Genomic DNA, 17,732 nt, shown 5'->3' on the forward strand with positions numbered 1-17,732 from the left:
CCGGATGCGCGCAATCGTGTCCACGCCCTTCATCCCCCTGCACCACCCGTCCGGCTGTCCCGGCGGGCAGTCTGAAAGAGCGAGGTTCAGGGGTTCAGAAATGGGACGCCGATTGGAGTGGGCCCCTTGGGGTGGACGGATTGGGCGGGGCTGATTGACCGGCTGGCCGGGTCTTCGGAGGATGAAGACCATGGCACGACACCGTTCCCACAGCGTCGCGTTCAAGCGTCAGGTCGCGCAGGAGTACCTGTCCGGCGAGACGCTGCACGGCCTGCCCAAGCGCCACGATCTCTCGCGCAACCTCGTGCGGGTCTGGGTGCAGAAGTACGAGACCGGCGCGTTCGACGACGACGCCGCTGCCGCCGATACGATCCAAGCCTACGCGGCGCGCATCGCCGCGCTCGAACGGCTCGTCGGCCGGCAGGCGCTTGAGCTTGAGTTTCTAGAGGGGGCTCTGCGCCAGGGGCCACCGCCGAGAAGCGGGCCTACGTCCGCGATCGTCGGCCCGGCAGCCTCTCCGTCGCTGCGGGATGCCGGCTGATGGGTCTGGCGCGCTCCACCTACTACGACGCTCCGACGCGGTCTGCCGACGACACCGCCCTCGTCGAGGCCATGGCGGCGATCTGCGACGCGTTCGAAGCCTACGGCTGGCGCCGCGTCCAGGCGGCCCTGCGCCAGCAGGGATGGCGGGTGAACCACAAGAAGGTCCGCCGCCTCATGCGCGCGCATGACCTGCAGCCGCGTGTTCGGCGCCGCTACGTCACGACCACCGACAGCGATCACGACAGCCCGATCTTCCCGAACCTGGCCCGGGACATCGTGCCGAATGAACCCGACCAGCTCTGGGTCGCGGATCTGACCTACGTCGCGGGGACGGGCGGCTTCGTCTACGTCGCGATCATTCTGGATGCCTGGTCGCGGCGCGTGGTCGGCTACGCGCTCGGCCGGTCGATCGACGCCCGCCTGACCATCGCGGCTCTGCGCGCGGCGATCGAGCGGCGTCGGCCGGCGCCGGGACTGACCCACCACACGGACCGCGGCAGTCAATACGCTGCCGAGGCGTATCGGAAGGTGCTGGCTGAGCACGGGATCGTCGGTTCGATGGGCCGGCGCGGCAACCCTTACGACAACGCCAGGGCAGAGAGCTTCATGAAGACGCTCAAGGTCGAGGGGGTGTACCCGATGGCGTTCGAGACCTTCGCCGATGTGGCGGCCGAGCTGCCGCGCTTCATCGATGAGGTCTATAAGGTCCGCCGCCTGCACTCCGCACTCGGGTACCTGAGCCCCGTGCAGTTCGAGGAGCAACACGCCCGGCCGACGGTCAAAACTGCCGCCTGATCCTGCCCACCATCAGGGGCCCACTCCATCCATCCGTGGCCTTTGACCCGGAACGTCGCGCGGGCGGGACGCGGGCGCGCGGCGGAAGCGTCCCAGAGCTCTTGCAACCCGTTCTCGTCGAGCACGCGGAACGCGATGACCCTACGGAACTCGAAGCGGGCGACGCGCCCCCCCGGGCATCTGCGAATGAGGCCCGCAAGATGCCACGGAAGAATCGCGTCGCGCTCTCCGGAAGAATAAACTCCTCATGGGCGTCGGGTAGAAAGTAGAGGGCCGCATATCGAAGGCGGTCTCGACGAGGTTCAGGCTATCGTCCTGGACTTCGGTTGGCCAGGATGCGAACTGGACGCTGGAGATGCCAGAATTGTTCAGGCGTCCGTTCACATTCATCGAGTCTCCTTCACTTAGCCAAGTACATTTCCGCTCGCATCGTGTCGCAGATTCCCGTTACGGCAGGTTGATGACAGATGTCGTCACATCCCGCCGTTGTCCCCAGGCTCCGACGTTCGCACCGGAGTGAACGGACCGCCGGACAGCGCCTCGACGCGAAGGGTCGCGCCCGGAAACCAGTAGTTGCAGCAGACGGCCTGCACCTTCGGGTTCCGGTGGTGCCAGAAGAGGACCAGCCGGACACCGTTGGGATAGGCGTCCAGCCCGTGGATCTCGGCGTCGCCGGTCTCGATTACGAAGGTTCTGATCTTCTCGCCGTTCCGGACGGTGCATTGCGCCCCGACGATGACGATGCGTGCAGGTGGCATCGTCTCGGTCCAGGAAAAGGAAAATGCCTCGACCTCGATGACGAGATCTGTCTCTCGGACGAGAAACCTGCTGACCGAGGCGTCGTGGAACATCGAGTCCCATCCGTGCGGGAATGCCCCTTCTCGGCTCTATCTCGGCGACCGATCCAGTGATGGACGGGACGAAAGCTGCGCCGCTCGTCGATCTTGATACATCCGGTTCGACACGTCGCGGAGCGGCGGATGGCGCGCTCTCAAAAGGCCAAGCTATGATCAGGCGCTACCGCATCTTCGCCGACTACCATCAGTTCTACCTATGGGACCACGAGGCCAGCCCGCTCGCGCCAACCGACTATACGGAAGAGGATACGGTCCGCCGGATCAAGACGGGTCCGTCCGTGGTGGTGATCCAGCCCGAGCGCAACATGGACGTTCCGGTCGAGATCGAGGTCGTCGACAGGCCGCCGGACCTCGACCTCTCCGCATGGGACCACGTGGCCGAGGCCAGCCTCGACCTGCCGTCCGGCCGGCTGGAGATCCACGAATGCACCGGGGGCTCGGTCGACGTCCTGTCTGTACCGGCGGGTACGTACCGGGTCAGGGCCTACCATGGCAGGCTTGGTACCCTCAGTGAGGATCGCCTCGACGGGGACGACCATTACCGCATCGTCCTGTGGCCCGCCCCTTTCGCGGAGGTCGCTGTGCTCAAGCAGTACGGTGATCCGCGCATCGCGCCGTGAACGGCATCCTCTCTACCCGGCCGAAGCCGCCCGGTGGCCTGGGTTCGTGTCTACCGCTGTGGGTCACCGAACAGCGCGACGAGACGGTCTTGAACGTCAGCCGGCTCGTTGACCCAGTAGGCGAAGCGCAGAACCTCGCTCCACCGCGCACGACGCTCCCGGTTGCTCGTGACATGGTCCAGGAGTTCGTGGCCGATCATGTCCTCGACCGGCCCCGCCGACAAGCCGGCGATGACACCCCCGGGCACGTCGTCGCCGTCGAGGATCGCCTCGACAAGCCCGATCTTCGCACCCGTGTCACGGCTGTCGTAGAACACGTCGTGCGCCCAGGCGTGCCGGTGCCGGTCGTTCGCCTCGGCCTCACAGTGAGCGACGTACCCGAGCCGGAAGTCCGCCGCCGTCGCAGCGACGAGAGGGGATACCGTCGGCGTCCAGGCGCCATCGACGAGCAGCGCGACCGGTCGCGGCCTGTTCTCCGCCGCGAGCCATGGGGTGTCCCAGTCGTAGAGGACGCAGTGCCCAGCGACGACGGGGGCCTCACGCACGGCCCCGCACTGGGCGAAGCGCGCCCGAGTGGCGGCGGGGGAGCGGACCGGTTCGGTCGTGGCGTGCACGCCGATCTCGCGCGACCGCGGCGGCTTGGCGTTCGCTAGCCCCGTCGCGTACGGGATGTGTGGGTACTCGGAGACGACGTCGGGCACGAAGCTCGCGTCGATCCGGAGCGACAGGACCGAGTAGCCCCTGCTGTTTCCCGCCTCGGGCACGAGGAAGGTGTCGACGCGGTGCTCCCCCCGCTCTTCGCCGCCGAGGTGGATCGGGTCGTTGCCGGGGAAATAGCCGAGCAGGCATTGCCGCGCCGCGTGCATATCCCGCCCCCATCGCCCCAGCATCGTACACCGAGGCTGGTTCCTCGCGTCTCCGGGGTACCGCAGATGGGAACTGCGAACCCGATCACGGGTCCCGATCCGACCGTTCCGGGTAGGGGTTTTTCGAGGCGCCCACCATCGGGGGGATTGCCATGAGGCCGTGATGGAGTTCACGCTCATCTTCCGCAGGGCAGTCGCGGTGCGGGTCGCCCGCGAGATCGTCTACGTCGGCCTGGGCAGGCGGTCGTACTTGGTTGGCGCGTCGCGTTGGGGCGGCGGTGGAGCGAGGCACCGGACGGAGTCGACTCGCACCGCCATACGGCAGAGGCGTTGGCACATATCTGAGGGCCCCGCGTAGCCGCACGCTGACGGCGGGTTTTGCAACCGACGCGAAGTCGACCTGCGTCCTGCGGGCATCGGCGGAGCCAGGGCACGACCGGGAAGATACATGACCTACGCCCGAGAGATGGCCGACCGGCTGCCGTCCACGCTGCCGCTGTCGGCCGAGTTCCGGGCCCTGTTCGACTGGATGGAGGCGAACGGCCACTTCATGGCGAGCCAAGCCTACCCCGGCGACAGGCTCGGTCTGCTCGGCACACGAGGTGATGTGGACGCGGATCGCGTCACGGTGATCCTGTTCCGTGTCGCGACCGCGGAACAGGCGCGCGAATACGGCGAGGCCTGGTTCGGGCAGGCGGTGCCGAACATCGAGGAACGGCTCGTACCGTTCGCGCGGAGCGGCGGCGACGGGTCCCACGTCGCCTTCTGGCAGGACGAGCAGGGGCACCATCGCGTCGTGCACCTCGGCTCCGAGGGACAGGTCTGCCTGCTCGGTCGAACGCCGCTCGACTTCCTCCGGCTCCTGGCCATCGGCTACCAGGAGATCAGCGGCGACTGCCTCGACGCGCCGGACGAACCGCCCCGCGGCGCAGGTCGGAACGTGGCCTACCGGGCGTGGCTGACCGACCGGTACGGTGTCGCCGTTCCGGACAATGCCGGCGAAATCCTGGGTGAGATCCCTCATACCCTGGCCGAGGCGTCGGATGACCCGTTCTGGCGGTGGGTGCAGAAGATGCAGGGGGCCGAACGCTGAGCTCGGTCGCGCGCATCGATCGCACGATCAGCTGTTGCCAGGCTGTCGCACGGCTCGGTCGTCGGCCTGTTGCGGCGCCAGGTGCGCGGGCTCGCGCCGCCGCGAGGTAGCGGGCGATGAGCGCGGCGTAGGCGTCCGGCTTGAGGCCGCGCGCACCGAGCGACTGCACGGTGACCCGCCGTCGGCGCCGGCTTACCCCGGTACGCGAGAGCAGGCCCGCCGCCCGCGGTAGGGGCGCCTCCGGGCCGAGCATCAGCGTCAGGGTGAGGCGCTTGCCGTGGGTGACCTGGAAGTCCGCCACGTCCCGCCACGCGATGGCGCCGTCGAGCATCGGTGAGCGCAGGACGTCGGGCGTCAAGACGAGGAGCGGCGACTGGCCCCGGCGGTGCACCAGCGCCGCGTACAGCCCCGCCCCCAGGACGCCCGCGCCGGTCACGCCGGCCAGGATCGCCTGGGCCAGCCCATCGTGCCCGATGCCCAGCACACGGGGATACACGACGAAGACCGCGCCGGCACCGGCGAATAGCGCGGCGAGCACCACCATCGTCCAGACCATCGGCGCGCCGTTCTCGTAGACGGGCCGTTCCTCGGCAGGTACGGCCGACGCGGTCTCCTCCAGGTATGCCCGCTCGGCCGCCCGGTAGTCTCTGGCCCGGGCGATGAAGTCCGCGCTCAGGGCACGGCACAAACCCGGCCAGTCCGCGACCAGCGCGGCCGGCCAGGTACGGTCCTGCACGCCGAGGGGGCGGGCCGCCCGAGAGAGCAGATCGGCGTCGAGGGCGACGCCAAGTGCCGCGATGCGCTGCCGGTCCGGCGGGTGGGTGTCTGTGGGGTGCTCCTGGCGTTCGTCGAGATGACCTGCGGGGTCGGGGAAGCCGGAGGCTGGGATCGCGTCGAGCACGCCCGCCACGAGGTCGTCGGGGGCCGCGTCCGGTTCGCTGAAGGCCGCCCTGAGCGTCGCGCCCGCCACCGGGCCCAGCCCCCCGACCCGCAGAAGGGCTGAGGCGGCTGGAACCACGCCGGAGACCATGGCCCCGCGCCGGTCGGCCTCGATCTCGCGCGCCCGGCTCCAGCGCGCGACCGCCGCGTCGAAGGTGCCGAGGCTGCGGTGACCGACGTAGGCGGCGGGCCGCGTGAGGATATCGCCGACCCCGGCGCCGCCGAGCGCGGCCAGCGCCCGGTGAAGTCCGGCGTAGATCGGGGTGAAGCGCCGGCTGTAGGCGGTGTCCTCCCCGGCAAAGTGGGCGAGCTCGTGCCCGATCACCGCGGCGAGCTCGCGCCCGTCGAGCACGCCGAGATAGGGGGCCGGAAGGTAGAGCGTCCGTCCGGTGAGCGTCCGCTCCTCGGGTGCCAAGCGCACGGCGCCCTCGGTGACGAAGAAGCCCCCGGTCAGCCCCACGACCACCGCGTCCGGTGCGAGCGCCTCCTGGCGCCCTGCGAGCTCGCGCACGAGGCGCCACAGGCCGGGCGCCGCGGCCACCTCGAGGGCGTGTCCGGTCACGTCGATGGGTTCGGGGGTGAACAGCGCGAACACCCCGCGCAGGCCGCGCACGGCGCCGACCGCGGCCCATACCGCCAGGGCGGCGATGACCAGCGCGCCGAGCAGCAGCTTGGCCTCGCCGGCGGTGAACCGCTCGGTGAACCAGAGCCCGCCGGCCTCGAACAGGGCCGCGCATAGCACCGCGAGGCTCAGGCCGACGATCTGCAGGCCGAGCAGCACCGGCAGCGCGCGGCGCACGAGGCCGAAGCTCGCGAGCAGGGCGTCGCGCGAGCGCCGCGCCCAAAGGCCCGCCGCGGCGGCACCCGCCAGCGCGAGCACGCCGGCGAGCAAGGCCAGCGCCGCGCCGGCGAGCGTCGCGTAGGGCACCCACGCACGGGTCCGGGCGAAGGGCAGGTCGCGCTCGACCCCGGCCAAGGCCGCCTGAACCTTGTCCAGGGCCAGTGCGGCGCCGAAGGCCGTCGGCGCGCCTTGGAACCGGACCGAGGCGTAAGGGTCCGTCGCCGCGAGCAGCCGCACCTGGACCGCGGAGACCGGAAGCTCGACTTGGCGGCGAAGGTAGGTTTCGGCGGTCGCCTGCCCGCGCTCGACCTCCCAGGCCCCGAGCCCCGCGAGCAGCGCGGGCACGCCGACGACCCAGGCGAGGAGCAGGATGACGGGGGGCAGCCGACGCTTACCGGGATGACCCTCGCTGAACCCCATGATGATGAATTCCCCCAACGGACGACGGCCGACGGTGCGCACACGCGATCTATTCGTCGCACGGCCTTCAGCCCGGCCGGGCGCGGCCCTCGGACCGCTGGCACGACTCGAGGTCGCGCACCGAGCTGTTGTAGGTGTCGTTGAACAGCTGCGCCGGCTTACTCGGATCGCCCTTCGCGCGGATGTCGCGGGCCACGTCCCGGCCGTGACCGATCACGAGCGCCACCGTGTCCGCGTAGCCGGTACACGACGAATTCGCCCGCGGGCTCATGCCATCGAAGGTCGCCCCGAGCCGCCGGTTGGCATCCGTCACCTCGCCGAGCGCCGCCAGGAACGGCGCGACGTCCGCCCGCGGCCCGAGCGCCTCGAAGCGTCGCACCGCCCGGCGCAGGGCGAGGCTGGTGGCCAGCAGCCTGCGGGCCGGCGCGTCCTCGGGTAGACCTGCCATCCGCCGCTCGTCGCGGGCGAGCTCACGTTCGAACAGCGCGGTGCCGTAGGCGTCCATCGCCCTGGCCGCGGCCTCGACGCGCGGCACGAGGATCGGGTGCTGCTCGCGCGCGAACCGAAACCCGTCCTCCTTAAACTCCCGGGTGGTCTGGTAGCGGGTCAGCGCCTTCAGGGTCGGGTTGAGCTCGCGCAGACTCGCGAGGAGCCGGGTCGCTTGGGGATCGACCTCGGGGATGGCCCCGGGCAGGGCGAGCGCCTTCTCCAACTCGTCGATCACCCCGTCGAAATCGACGATGCCGAAGTGATACCAGGCATTGGCGCCGAGCTTCGTACCGAGCTTGAGCACGCGTTCGTTGTCGCGCCGGTACTCGGCGAGCTGGCGCTCCGGGGGGTGGGAGCGCACGAGGTGGTTCTGCGCCTCGGTGTAGGCGTTCCCCTTGGCCACCGCCTGCGTCTCGGGGCTCGCCGGCGGCGGAGCGACTTGGGCTCGGACCCGTGCCGGGGCCTGCGCGGCGGTCGCGGGCGGCGGGTCGGTCAGCAGCGCCTGCGAGGCCGGCGGCGGGGCGGGGAAGTCGCACGTGAAAGCGGCGATCATGCTCTTCCGCACGGCCTCGTGAGCCTGGGCGCACTGGTGGGCGACGGTCGGGCGGGTGGCGGCGTCGCCGGCGAGCGCGGCACGGAAGGTATCGCGCAGGGTGTTGATGCCCTGGCGGATGTTGGGGCGGACGGCCTCGGGCACGCCGGGGCTGGCCGCGCACTGTGCTTAGGCCGCGAGGAAGGCGTCGCAGCTCTCGATGCCGACTGGGGAGACCGGGGTCACCGCCACGGCAGGCGTCCCGAGCGCCACGACGAAGCAGCACGCGATGAGCCGACTGCGCTTCGACACGGGCGCACCTTCGAGCTTCGGCATACTCGACACCTCTGATGCGGGGCGGGCCAGAGCTGGCGCGGTCAGAGGTTGCGCAGGGCGAGCAGTGGCGCGAAGGCGGCGAGCGCCACGGGCAGCGACCAGTACTCCATCCGGATCCAGAACAGCCGGTGCAAGCGATGCAGCAGCACGCGCTGGTTCGTGGTTGGATCGATGAGTTCGCGCGGCGGGGTCCCGTTGAGGCGGCGTCCGACGAGCCAGTTGGCGGCCGCCGCGGCGAACAGGCCGAGGCTGACGGCGAGGAAGGTGAGCTCGGGGTGGTTCAGCGCGCGCAGCGCCAGCCCGCCGAGCGCCCCGACCGCGATGGCGGTACCCATCACCACCGGCAGCACGAGGATGCCCCAGCCGGACCAGATCAACAGCATGAGCCGCTCCAAACGCGTCGGTGAACAGAGATCGGTTCGTCCGACACCACCGTGGCAGACGACCCGATCCCGGGCGCCTCTGCGCCCGCGTGAGCCGCGTTCATGGGCGGGGGATTGCGGCGGTGATGAGATGTCTCCGGGGATTTTGGACCGACGGACAGGTGATAGAGCAACTCACAGGCTTTCGGGCTCAAGCATCCAGCGATCACGCTGCCTTCGCCGATTGAGCATGATGATTGGGTGTCAGAGCGAGCCCATGGTGGCGATCGGCGCGACGGAACTCCTACGTTGAAGTCGGGATGCCCCAGGCGACGAGCGCGGCCTCCGCGTCCGCGTCCGCGATCCCGCGCAGCACGCACACCTCGAACCCCGCCACCCGCAGCTGCGCATGGACCTCCCGCTGGTGCGCCGGCACGGGCGCGCCGGGCGGCTTGATCTCGGCGAACCAGCAGGCGGGACCGGCCGGACCGGGCCCGTAGACCGCCAGATCCGGCCAGCCCCGCACCGCGCCCAGCCGCTTCTCGCGGCCGCCCTGCACCCGGCTGCGCGGGCGGTTGGGGGTGTGCTGGACGAGGTAGCGGCCGCCCAGGCGCAGGCGCAGCACGTCGAGGACGCCGCGGTGGACCGGTCCCTCGTGATCAACGGCCGGTGGGCGCGCGGTCGGGACCCGCGCGGGGGTGACGGTGGCGAGGCCGAGCGCGCGGTACTCGGCGGCGGACATGCGGATCACGTCGGGCTTTCCAGCTGGCGCACAGGTCGATGCGGCCCCTCAAAATGTCCCGCGTTCCGTAACGATTCCCTTTCCGTTCTCCCGTCCGCTGCGACCCGTACGACCTCGGGAGCGTTCTATGCCGATGGTGCACGCGCGATCCGGAACGCTCCGCCCGCCGCCCGGTTCTGGCAGATCACCCCCGGAGGCGAACCGATGGTCGACGCGACCCAGATCCAGGAGCACGCCGAGGTGGTCGGCTCGGACGGTGCCCACGTCGGCACGGTCGACCACGTCGACAAGGGCGAGATCAAGCTGACCAAGACGGACGCCGACGCGGGCGGGCTGCACCACTACATCCCGCTCGACTTCGTGCGCGTGGTCGAGCGTGGCAAAGTCCGTCTCGACCGCCCGGCCGAGCAGGTCCGGCGGGAGTGGTCGACTTCCTAGTGCACTGACGCGGTCAGAGGATTCACGGAGGGCGTGATGCATGCGAGTCTGGGCGATGGCTCAGACCGTCTGCGTGCTCCTCGACGACGCCACCAAGTTAGCGCTGTCCACGATCGCCGGAGATCGATCCCGCCCCCTCAAGCACATCCTGCGTGCGCGCATTGTCCTGCTCTCGTTCGAACGCTTGAGCGTGCAGGACGTGGCCCTGCAGGCCGGCGTCAGCCGGCCCGCGGTCTGGCGCTGGCAGCAGCGCTTTGCCGAGGAGGGCGTCGAGGGCCTGCTGCGCGACAAGACCCGCCCACCCGGCACCCCGCCGCATTCCACCCACACAGTGGCGAAGGTGCTGGCGCTGACGTGTTCGGAACCGCCGGACGAGGTCACGCACTGGACCGGCCGCGCCGTCGCTGCGCGGACCGGCATCTCACTCCGCTCCGTGCAGCGGATCTGGCAGGAGCACCGCCTGCAACCGCATCGGGTGCGCACCTTCAAGCGCTCCCACGACCCGGCCTTCGCCGAGAAGGTCGAGGATGTCGTCGGTCTCTATCTGGAACCGCCCGCCCACGCCGTCGTGCTGTCCATCGACGAAAAGTCCCAGATCTAGGCTCTGGAGCGAACCCGTCCCGACCAGCCGCTCGGACCTGGGCATCCCGCTGCTCAGACGCACGACTACACCCGCCACGGTACCACGAGGTTGTTTGCCGCCCTCGACGTCCTGGAAGGCACGGTGCTCGGCCGCTGCATGCAGCGCCATCGCCACGGTGAGTTCATCCGTTTCCTCAACACCGTCGAGGCGGCAGTCCCAGCGGGCAAGGTGATCCACGTGGTGCTCGACAATTACGGCAGCCACAAGCACCCGAAGGTCCGCGCCTGGCTCACGCGCCACCCGCGATGGACCTTCCACTTCACACCGACCTCGGCCTCCTGGCTCAATGCCGTCGAGGGCTTCTTCTCCACGCTAACGCGCCGCCGCCTCCAACGGGGCACCTTCACCGGCATCGTCGACCTTCAGGCTGCCATCAAACGCTACATCGCCGAGCACAACCAAAGCCCACGACCCTTCGTCTGGACCAAGCCCGCCGCCGCCATCTTCGACGCCCTCAATCGAGCCCCTGAACCATCCGTCTGAGTCAGTGCACTAGGGCGACCGCGGCGGCGTGTGCAACCTCTATAGCCTCGGCGACGAGGGGCCCGCCGCTCTTCGCAAGGCGTTCGACGCAACGATCGACGCTGCCGGCAACATGCCCGCGCTGCCGGCGGTCTTCCCCGACACGCGGGCACCCGTGGTGCATCTGCGCGACGGCGAGCGCGCCCTGTCGATGATGCGCTGGGGTCTGCCATCACCCGCCTTCGCGCTCAGGGACCGTAAGACCGACCCCGGGGTGACCAACGTGCGCAACACGGGCTCCCCGCACTGGCGGCGTTGGCTCGGCCCCGGTCACCGCTGCCTCGTGCCGTTCGCGAGCTTCAGCGAGTTCAACAAGGCCGCGGGTGGTGCGATCTGGTTCGCGCTCGGTGAAGATCGCCCGCTCGCCTGCTTCGCCGGGATCAAGGTCGAGGGTTGGACTTCGGTGCGAAAGGTGAAGGACGGCGAGACGACGGATGGCCTGTTCGCTTTCCTCACCACCGGGGCCAACGCTGAGGTCGGGGCGGTACACCCGAAGGCGATGCCGGTGATCCTGACTAACGAGGACGAGCGCGCGGCGTGGCTGTCGGCGCCGTGGTCCGAGGCGAAAGCGTTGCAGCGTCCCTTGCCGGATGGGGCACTGCGGGTCGTCGCCCGCGGCGCCCGTTCGGACAGAGCCCGACCGGGCTACGAGGCCGCGCCCGACACCACCCCGTCCAGCACGCCGGGGATCGCCTTGCGCAGCCGGGAGTAGCCCCGAGTGGACAGCGGCCAGGCCGCCTCGTCCCAGGCCCGCCGGACCCGGAGGCACCCCGCCGGCAGCGCGTCCGCCGAGGGGCCGACCGGCGCCCAGGCCGTCACCATCGGAAAACCCCCGGACCAATCGTCCTCGGTCCCGCCCGCCGTCCCGCCGTCGATCGGCCGAGCGGGGCATCCGAAATGATCCCCCGCCCGGGCCAGCGCATCGGCCATCGCCGCTCGATCGGCCGCCCGCACCCGCTCCGAGGCCCCTGGCGCGTGTGCGATGGATCCGCCGACGCGGACCACGCGCGCCCGGCCCAGGGGCAAGTCCTCGGGATGCAGATCGTCGAGGTGCAGCAGCAGCGCGACCTCGCCCTCGGGCGCGGCGTCGGCCGGAGGCAGCGGCACCTCCCGCGGCGGGCGTTCCTCGTCGAGCGAGGCCGGGTGCTCGTCGAGGCCCGCCGGCTCGAAGCGCCCCTCGGTGTGGCGGCGGATGTTCTCGGCGCGTGCCACGTAGTGCTTGCCACGCGTGTGCAGCCCCGCCACCCAGCGCCAGGACAGCGTGTTGCTCGCCGGGTCGCCGTCGACGAGGTGGGCCATGAAGTGCGCCGCCCCCAGCGCCCACGGCAACCGGAGCGTGAAGATCCAGATCGACGCGAACCACATCCGGGCGTGGTTGTGCAGCCAGCCGGTCTCGGTGAGTTCCAGGGCCCAGGCGTCGAAGGCGTCGATGCCGGTGCGACCCTCGATCGCCGCCCCGTAGGTGCAGCGCAGGCCGGGCTCGGCGGCGAGCCTTGCGTGGTCGGCGGCGGCCAGCGCGAGGTAGCCGGTCCAGGCCTCCGGGTGAGTCTCGAGATGGCCCTTGAAGTAGGTCCGCCAGAACACCTCCGAGACGAACTTTTCCGCCCCGCGCTCGCCGTACGCGCTGCGGGCGGCCGAGGCGACCTCGGCCTCGATGATCAGCCGGCGGCGCAGGTAGGGCGAGAGCGCCGAGGTGGTGGGCTCGGCCTCCACGCCCCGGTCGTCGTTGCGCCGGGCGGCGTAGTCGACGCCCCGGTCGGCGACGAAGGCGGCCAGCCGTTCGAGCCCGGCCGCGCGGGTCATGGTCTCGGGGGCGGTGAAGCTGCGTTGCATCCACCCTGAGGTAGGGCATCCCGAGGGACGCCGACCGCGTCACCCGCGCGACGGATAGTCCGGCGGTGCGGCCGGAGGGGGCCGCGGCGTTCCGTCCCTTCCCCGTGCCGTACCCGGTGGTCGGACGGGCGTTGTCTTCGGGATCGGTGGGACGGGAGGCGGCGATGCGCTGTGTGGGCCGGATCGCGCTGGTGACGGGCGGAGACAGCGGCATCGGCGCCGCCACGGCGGAGGCGCTGGCGCGGGAGGGCGCGGACGTGGCTCTGACCTACCTGCACGACGCCGACGGCGCTGTCGCCACCGCCCGGGCCGTCGAGGCCGCCGGGCGCCGGGCGCTGGCCGTGCGGTCCGACGCCGCCGACCCGGACGCCGTCGCCGCTCTGTTCGCCCGGGTCGAGGCCGAGCTCGGCCCCCCGGACGCGCTCGTCAACAACGCCGGTCTCGGCCAGGGCGGCACGCCGCTCGCCGAGATGACCGACGAAGGCTGGGACGCGGTGATCCGCACCGATCTCACCGCGCCGTTCTACATGGCCCGCGCCTTCGTGCGCCTGCGCCGTCGGCACGGCGGGGGCGGGCGGATCGTCAACGTCACCTCGGTGCACGAGAGCGTGCCGTGCCCGGGGGCGATCGCCTACGGGGCGGCCAAGGGTGGCCTGCGCATGATCACCCGCACGCTGGCGCTGGAGGTCGCGCCCGACCGCATCACGGTCAATAGCGTGGCCCCGGGCCTGACCGACACACCGATGACGGCCTCGCAGATCCACGGCGACCCGAGCGAGCGGGAGAAGGAATTCTCCGCGATCCCGCTGGGGCGCCCGGCTTGGCCGGGCGAGATCGGCCGGCTCGTGGTGTACCTGGTGAGCCGCGACGCGGACTACGTCACGGGGCAGAGCTTCGTCGTGGACGGGGGGCTGAGCATCAACGTCGGACAGGGCGCGTGACGGGGCCGGTCGCGACGGGCACGGGCGCACCCGGGGCGACCTCTGAGCCCGAGAGCTTTCTGCTGCCCGCGCGCGGCTTCGTGCCGAACAACCCGCGCCTGCCGGTGCTGCTGTACCGCGGCGCGGTCGAGGCCGGGGATGCGGAGGCGACGGCATCCGCGCTGGAGGCGCTGTTCGCCCGCAACGGCTGGCCGCCGGTCTGGCGCGACGGGGTGTTCGCTTACCATCACTACCACTCGATCTGTCATGAGGCGCTGGGCTTCGCGGCGGGGCACGCGCGCCTGGTGCTCGGCGGTGAAGGCGGGCGCGAGGTCACGGTCGCGCCGGGGGACGTGGTGGTGCTGCCCGTTGGGACGGGACACAGGCGGCTGGAGGCGAGTACGGACTTCCTCGTGGTCGGCGCCTATCCGCCGGGCCAGACCTTCGACGTATGCCGCACGGCGCCCGACGCGGTCGCTCACGCGCGGATGGACGCGTTACCGATCCCCCACGGCGATCCCGTCCACGGGCGCGGTGGTCCCCTGCAGCGCCTCTGGCTCCCGGCTTGAAACGGCCGACCTACCGCGCGGTGGGCGCAGTCGCGCCATCCGCGTAGGCCGCGTGAAACTCGCCGATCAATGCCCCGGGGTCGTCGCCGTAGCGGGCGGAGTGGTGGAACGGCACCGCCCGTCGCGCACCCGCCGCCCGGGCCAGCGCCCCGGCCCGGCCCGCGGTGAGGTGATGCGTGCGCTCGGCCGCCGCGCGGTCTGCCTGCGTGAACACCGCCTCGATGAACAACGTGTCCGCCCCGGCGGCGAGAGCCAGGATCGCCACGGCGTTCTCGGGCGTGTCGGCGGCGTCCGTGACGTAGGCGACTCTCTGCCCAGGCCGGGTCTGGAACGCCGCCGCAGCGAGATCGCCGAGCGCCATCGCCCGCTCAGCCGCCACCGGCACGGGCGTGTCCGGGGGCGATCCTTGCCGGGCCATGCGCTTGGCCGCGCCGAGCCACGGCCCCGGGGCGAGCCCGAGGCGAGCCAGCGCCTCCGGCCGCAGGTTCACCCGCTCCGGCTCGACCAGGGCGAAGGCCAGAGATGGGGTGCCGTGGTCGAGTTCGACCGCCTCGACGCTCAACGCCTCATCGGCCAGCGCGGTCCCCGGCGGGAGATCCGGCGGGGCGGCCTCGCGCCGGTCGAACCGTTCCCGCGCATGGAACTCGGCGGCCCTGGCGAGCCGCCCGCCCATGAACTCGTCGACGCGCACCCGGAAGTCCGGGGAATGGTCGCCGAGCAGGTTCCAGGTGTAGCCGTGCAGGCGGTGTTCCACCCGCTCCGCGAACCCGTCCGGCCCGACGAGGTGGAGCGGCTCGGGCCGGTGCAGGCACAGGCGCAGTAGGCGGTCGAGGCCGGCGACGTGGTCCATGTGGGCGTGCGAGACGAAGGCGTGGCTCACCCGCATCAGCTCGCGGGGCGACAGCGCGGCGAGGTCGCCCACGTCGAACAGCAGGGCGCGGCGGCTGAACCGGAAGTCGAGGTAGACCCCCGGGTCGCCGGACGGGCCGTTGACGAGGCGGGCGTCGACGAGCCCGCTCACGCCCGCCCGCCGCCGAGCTGTCCGAGCACCTCGTCGGCGGCCCGGCGCCCGGACTCGTAGGCGCCGCGCGCGGTGGTGAACGCGTCCGGCGAGGTCGCCTCGCCCGCGAAGATCAGCCGCCCGCCCACCGGGGCGGCGAGCACCGCCCGCCGATCCGCCGCGCCGGGCCGCGCGTAGGCGTAGGAGCCGCGCACGTACGCATCCCGCCCCCAGCGCGTGCGCACCAGGAGCCGGGCGCGGCGGCGGAAGCCGGAACCGAGCAGCCCGGCCAGCTCGTCCAGCGCGAAGGCCTCCGCCTCGGCGTCCCCGGCCTCCTCCAGGTCGCGGGCGAGCCCGCCGCCGAAGTAGCCCTCGATCACCGGGCGGCCGAACGGCCGCAGGTGGTAGGCGCCGGTGCGCGCCGAGCGCGGTTCACCGATCAGGTGCCCGTCCTTCGGCAACTCGTCCGGCGCGGCGAGGCGTAGGAACACCTTGTTCGCCAGGCCCATCGGCACGCTCTGCGCGGCCTCGACCTTGTCGGGCAACGGCGGGTCGAAGCGGATGGCGCCGGCGGCGAGCACGCCCGTGGAGACCGTCACCACCGCCGCCCGCGCGCGCAGCGTCCCGCGCGGCGTCTCCAGCCGGATCATTGCCGCGCCGCCGTGATCGACCCGCGTCACCGGCGTGTCGAGCGCGACAGGCACGTCCGCCCCGAACCGGACCACGGCGTGGCCGTACCCCTCGACCACCCGCCAGTCCGAGCCCCGCACCCGGTAGCGCGCGGCGTCGTGGACGGAGATCTCCGCCAGCCCGGCGCCGCTGTAGTAGGTGCTCGCCGCGTCGAGCCTCCCGTTCCACGGGCCGCCGGGCTCCAGCAGCGCGCCGAGCGGCCGATCCACGGGATCGACTTCTGCCGCGGCCCGTCTCTCATCGAACGCCGCGGCGGCCTCCCGGTAGGCGCGACGGTCCTCCGGCGGGAAGCCGAGGTCGCGGTACTGCCCGCTCCAGGGGGCGGGGGTGCGATCGACGGTCAGGCCCAGCCCCTCGGCGATGGGCAGCCACGGGTTGCTCTCGGCCCCGTGCAGCCAGCTGCAGCCGAGGTCGAGCGGTGCGTCGAGGTCGGGCGGCTCGACGGTATGGGCCCGGCCGCCGGGGCGGTCCCGCGCCTCCAGCACAAGGACCGTCAGATCCGGCCTCCGTTCCGCGAGGCGGCGGGCGGTGGCCAGCCCCGCGGCGCCCGCGCCGACGACGGCGACGTCGATGTCCCCCGGGATGCCCAATAGCCCGTCCCTTCCGCCAAGTCGCCCGCGGTCCGCGTCCCGGCCCGGCTGGGCGGCGCGCACTTAGGTTGATTCGTCCTACGGGCGTCGATCGCCATCGGGTATGGTGTCACGCCGATGCCGCCACTCGACCATGCCGCCGTTCGATGATGTCATCGTTCGACTTCGCCCGCCCCGCCGCTACTGTGGCGTCCGAGCTGATCGGCGCCCGCCTGCTCGTCGACGGCGTGGGCGGGATCATCGTCGAGGCGGAGGCCTACGACCGCACCGACCCGGCCTCCCACAGCTTCCGGGGGCCGACCAAGCTCAACGCCAGCATGTTCGGCCCGCCCGGACGCGCCTACGTCTACCGCTCCTACGGCTTACACTGGTGCCTCAACCTCGTCTGTGAGCCGGGGGCCGCGGTCCTCATCCGAGCCATCGAGCCGACGGAGGGGATCGCGGCTATGGAGGCGCGCCGCGGCACGGGGGCTCCGCAACTGCTTTGCGCGGGCCCCGGACGCCTCTGCTAGGCGCTCGCCGTCACGGGGGCGCTGGACGGGCTTCCGCTCGACCGGGCGCCGTTCCGGTTCGCGTCGCGTGCCGCGCCCGCGGCGATCGCCATTGACCGTCGGATCGGGATCACGCGCGGCGCCGAGACGCCGTGGCGCTTCCTGCTCGCTGGCTCCCACTTCGTCAGCCGCCCCGTGCGGCGGACCGACGTGGCGAGGACTTGAGGGCCGCCCTGGCGACACCGTCGACCGCGCTCAGCCGGACTCACGCATCGTCTTCAGCCATTCGCGCAGCTTGGTCCAGCGCGGGCGCATGTTGCCCCCGCGGACCGCGATGCCGACCGCCTTGCGCTGGCCCAGCAGCACGACCAGCCGCTTGCCCCGCGTCACCCCGGTGTACAGCAGATTCCTCGCCAACATCGTCCAATGCTGCATCGCCAGCGGGATCACCACCGCCGGGTACTCCGAACCCTGCGACTTGTGGATCGTCGTGGCGTAGGCCGGCACCAGCGTGTCGAGCTCGCCGTAGGGGTGCATGATCGCTCAGCCTGAGAGCCTGTTTGAGGTCTTTGTTTCAGGCTAGATTGTTGAGGGCGTTTGC

16 protein-coding genes and 4 pseudogenes are annotated in these 17,732 nt (G+C 71.5%); 9 read left to right on the forward strand and 11 right to left on the reverse strand.

The genetic code is table 11. The features are described 5' to 3' along the window. Positions 1-190 precede the first annotated feature (190 nt). Positions 191-541: a transposase gene (locus ACFE8Y_RS15890; protein ID WP_375465356.1), complete on the forward strand. Its 351-nt coding sequence runs from the start codon at positions 191-193 to the stop codon at positions 539-541. After that, positions 529-1,338 (forward strand): annotated as a pseudogene (locus tag ACFE8Y_RS15895) (IS3 family transposase); the annotation flags it as partial. The gene ACFE8Y_RS15890 and the pseudogene ACFE8Y_RS15895, both read left to right, overlap by 13 nt. A gap of 473 nt (positions 1,339-1,811) precedes the next feature. Here the strand turns inward: ACFE8Y_RS15895 and ACFE8Y_RS15900 are convergent. Beyond that, positions 1,812-2,189 (reverse strand): hypothetical protein, encoded by a 378-nt coding sequence (locus tag ACFE8Y_RS15900; RefSeq protein ID WP_375465357.1) that lies wholly within the window; start codon positions 2,187-2,189, stop codon positions 1,812-1,814. Positions 2,190-2,344: 155 nt separating this feature from the next. Here ACFE8Y_RS15900 and ACFE8Y_RS15905 point away from each other — a divergent pair, with 155 nt between their 5' ends. Continuing rightward, complete coding sequence (locus ACFE8Y_RS15905; protein ID WP_375465358.1) at positions 2,345-2,815, forward strand: hypothetical protein; 471 nt, start codon at positions 2,345-2,347, stop codon at positions 2,813-2,815. 50 nt (positions 2,816-2,865) lie between these two features. Here the strand turns inward: ACFE8Y_RS15905 and ACFE8Y_RS15910 are convergent, their stop codons facing one another. From ACFE8Y_RS15910 to ACFE8Y_RS15935, 6 genes are all read right to left on the reverse strand, one after another. Continuing rightward, positions 2,866-3,681: a hypothetical protein gene (locus tag ACFE8Y_RS15910; protein ID WP_375465359.1), complete on the reverse strand. Its 816-nt coding sequence runs from the start codon at positions 3,679-3,681 to the stop codon at positions 2,866-2,868. A gap of 884 nt (positions 3,682-4,565) precedes the next feature. Further along, entirely contained in the window at positions 4,566-6,974 is a 2,409-nt protein-coding gene (locus ACFE8Y_RS15915) for a M48 family metalloprotease (RefSeq protein ID WP_375465360.1), read from the reverse strand. 67 nt (positions 6,975-7,041) lie between these two features. After that, entirely contained in the window at positions 7,042-8,160 is a 1,119-nt protein-coding gene (locus ACFE8Y_RS15920) for a DUF3829 domain-containing protein (RefSeq protein ID WP_375465361.1), read from the reverse strand. A 24-nt stretch (positions 8,161-8,184) separates the two neighbouring features. Beyond that, complete coding sequence (locus ACFE8Y_RS15925; RefSeq protein ID WP_375465362.1) at positions 8,185-8,307, reverse strand: hypothetical protein; 123 nt, start codon at positions 8,305-8,307, stop codon at positions 8,185-8,187. A 65-nt stretch (positions 8,308-8,372) separates the two neighbouring features. Continuing rightward, entirely contained in the window at positions 8,373-8,714 is a 342-nt protein-coding gene (locus ACFE8Y_RS15930; protein ID WP_375465363.1) for a hypothetical protein, read from the reverse strand. Between the two features lie 283 nt (positions 8,715-8,997). Then, the gene (locus ACFE8Y_RS15935) at positions 8,998-9,444 is read right to left on the reverse strand and encodes a hypothetical protein (RefSeq protein ID WP_375465364.1); all 447 of its coding nucleotides are present in this window, start codon (positions 9,442-9,444) and stop codon (positions 8,998-9,000) included. A gap of 195 nt (positions 9,445-9,639) precedes the next feature. Here ACFE8Y_RS15935 and ACFE8Y_RS15940 point away from each other — a divergent pair, with 195 nt between their 5' ends. From ACFE8Y_RS15940 to ACFE8Y_RS15950, 3 genes and pseudogenes are all read left to right on the forward strand, one after another. Then, complete coding sequence (locus tag ACFE8Y_RS15940; RefSeq protein ID WP_375465365.1) at positions 9,640-9,873, forward strand: DUF2171 domain-containing protein; 234 nt, start codon at positions 9,640-9,642, stop codon at positions 9,871-9,873. Positions 9,874-9,928: 55 nt separating this feature from the next. Beyond that, a pseudogene (locus ACFE8Y_RS15945) lies at positions 9,929-10,999 on the forward strand (IS630 family transposase). A gap of 28 nt (positions 11,000-11,027) precedes the next feature. Continuing rightward, positions 11,028-11,750: an SOS response-associated peptidase gene (locus ACFE8Y_RS15950; RefSeq protein WP_375465366.1), complete on the forward strand. Its 723-nt coding sequence runs from the start codon at positions 11,028-11,030 to the stop codon at positions 11,748-11,750. Here ACFE8Y_RS15950 and ACFE8Y_RS15955 read toward each other — a convergent pair. Beyond that, on the reverse strand, positions 11,684-12,871 hold the full coding sequence (locus ACFE8Y_RS15955) for an FAD-binding domain-containing protein (protein ID WP_375465367.1): 1,188 nt from the start codon (positions 12,869-12,871) through the stop codon (positions 11,684-11,686). The two genes, ACFE8Y_RS15950 and ACFE8Y_RS15955, sit on opposite strands and share 67 nt — an antisense overlap. Positions 12,872-13,035: 164 nt before the next feature. Between ACFE8Y_RS15955 and ACFE8Y_RS15960 the strand changes: the two genes are divergently transcribed. Beyond that, on the forward strand, positions 13,036-13,812 hold the full coding sequence (locus ACFE8Y_RS15960) for an SDR family NAD(P)-dependent oxidoreductase (protein WP_375465368.1): 777 nt from the start codon (positions 13,036-13,038) through the stop codon (positions 13,810-13,812). Beyond that, positions 13,809-14,360 (forward strand): cupin, encoded by a 552-nt coding sequence (locus tag ACFE8Y_RS15965; protein ID WP_375465369.1) that lies wholly within the window; start codon positions 13,809-13,811, stop codon positions 14,358-14,360. The genes ACFE8Y_RS15960 and ACFE8Y_RS15965 overlap by 4 nt, the downstream gene beginning before the upstream one ends. A gap of 10 nt (positions 14,361-14,370) precedes the next feature. Here ACFE8Y_RS15965 and ACFE8Y_RS15970 read toward each other — a convergent pair whose 3' ends face one another. Both ACFE8Y_RS15970 and ACFE8Y_RS15975 read right to left on the reverse strand, forming a co-directional pair. Continuing rightward, positions 14,371-15,381, reverse strand: a complete 1,011-nt coding sequence (locus ACFE8Y_RS15970; RefSeq protein ID WP_375465370.1) for an MBL fold metallo-hydrolase — start codon at positions 15,379-15,381, stop codon at positions 14,371-14,373. Beyond that, positions 15,378-16,634: a flavin monoamine oxidase family protein gene (locus ACFE8Y_RS15975; protein ID WP_375465371.1), complete on the reverse strand. Its 1,257-nt coding sequence runs from the start codon at positions 16,632-16,634 to the stop codon at positions 15,378-15,380. Before ACFE8Y_RS15975 ends, ACFE8Y_RS15970 begins: the two co-directional genes overlap by 4 nt. A gap of 152 nt (positions 16,635-16,786) precedes the next feature. On the opposite strand from ACFE8Y_RS15975, the pseudogene ACFE8Y_RS15980 reads away from it, so the two are divergent. After that, a pseudogene (locus ACFE8Y_RS15980) lies at positions 16,787-17,356 on the forward strand (DNA-3-methyladenine glycosylase). A gap of 30 nt (positions 17,357-17,386) precedes the next feature. Here the strand turns inward: ACFE8Y_RS15980 and ACFE8Y_RS15985 are convergent. Beyond that, a pseudogene (locus ACFE8Y_RS15985) lies at positions 17,387-17,662 on the reverse strand (ATP-binding domain-containing protein); the annotation flags it as partial. Positions 17,663-17,732: the final 70 nt, after the last annotated feature.

The organism is uncultured Methylobacterium sp., from assembly GCF_964242245.1.
In the GTDB taxonomy this organism is placed as follows: Bacteria; Pseudomonadota; Alphaproteobacteria; order Rhizobiales; family Beijerinckiaceae; genus Methylobacterium.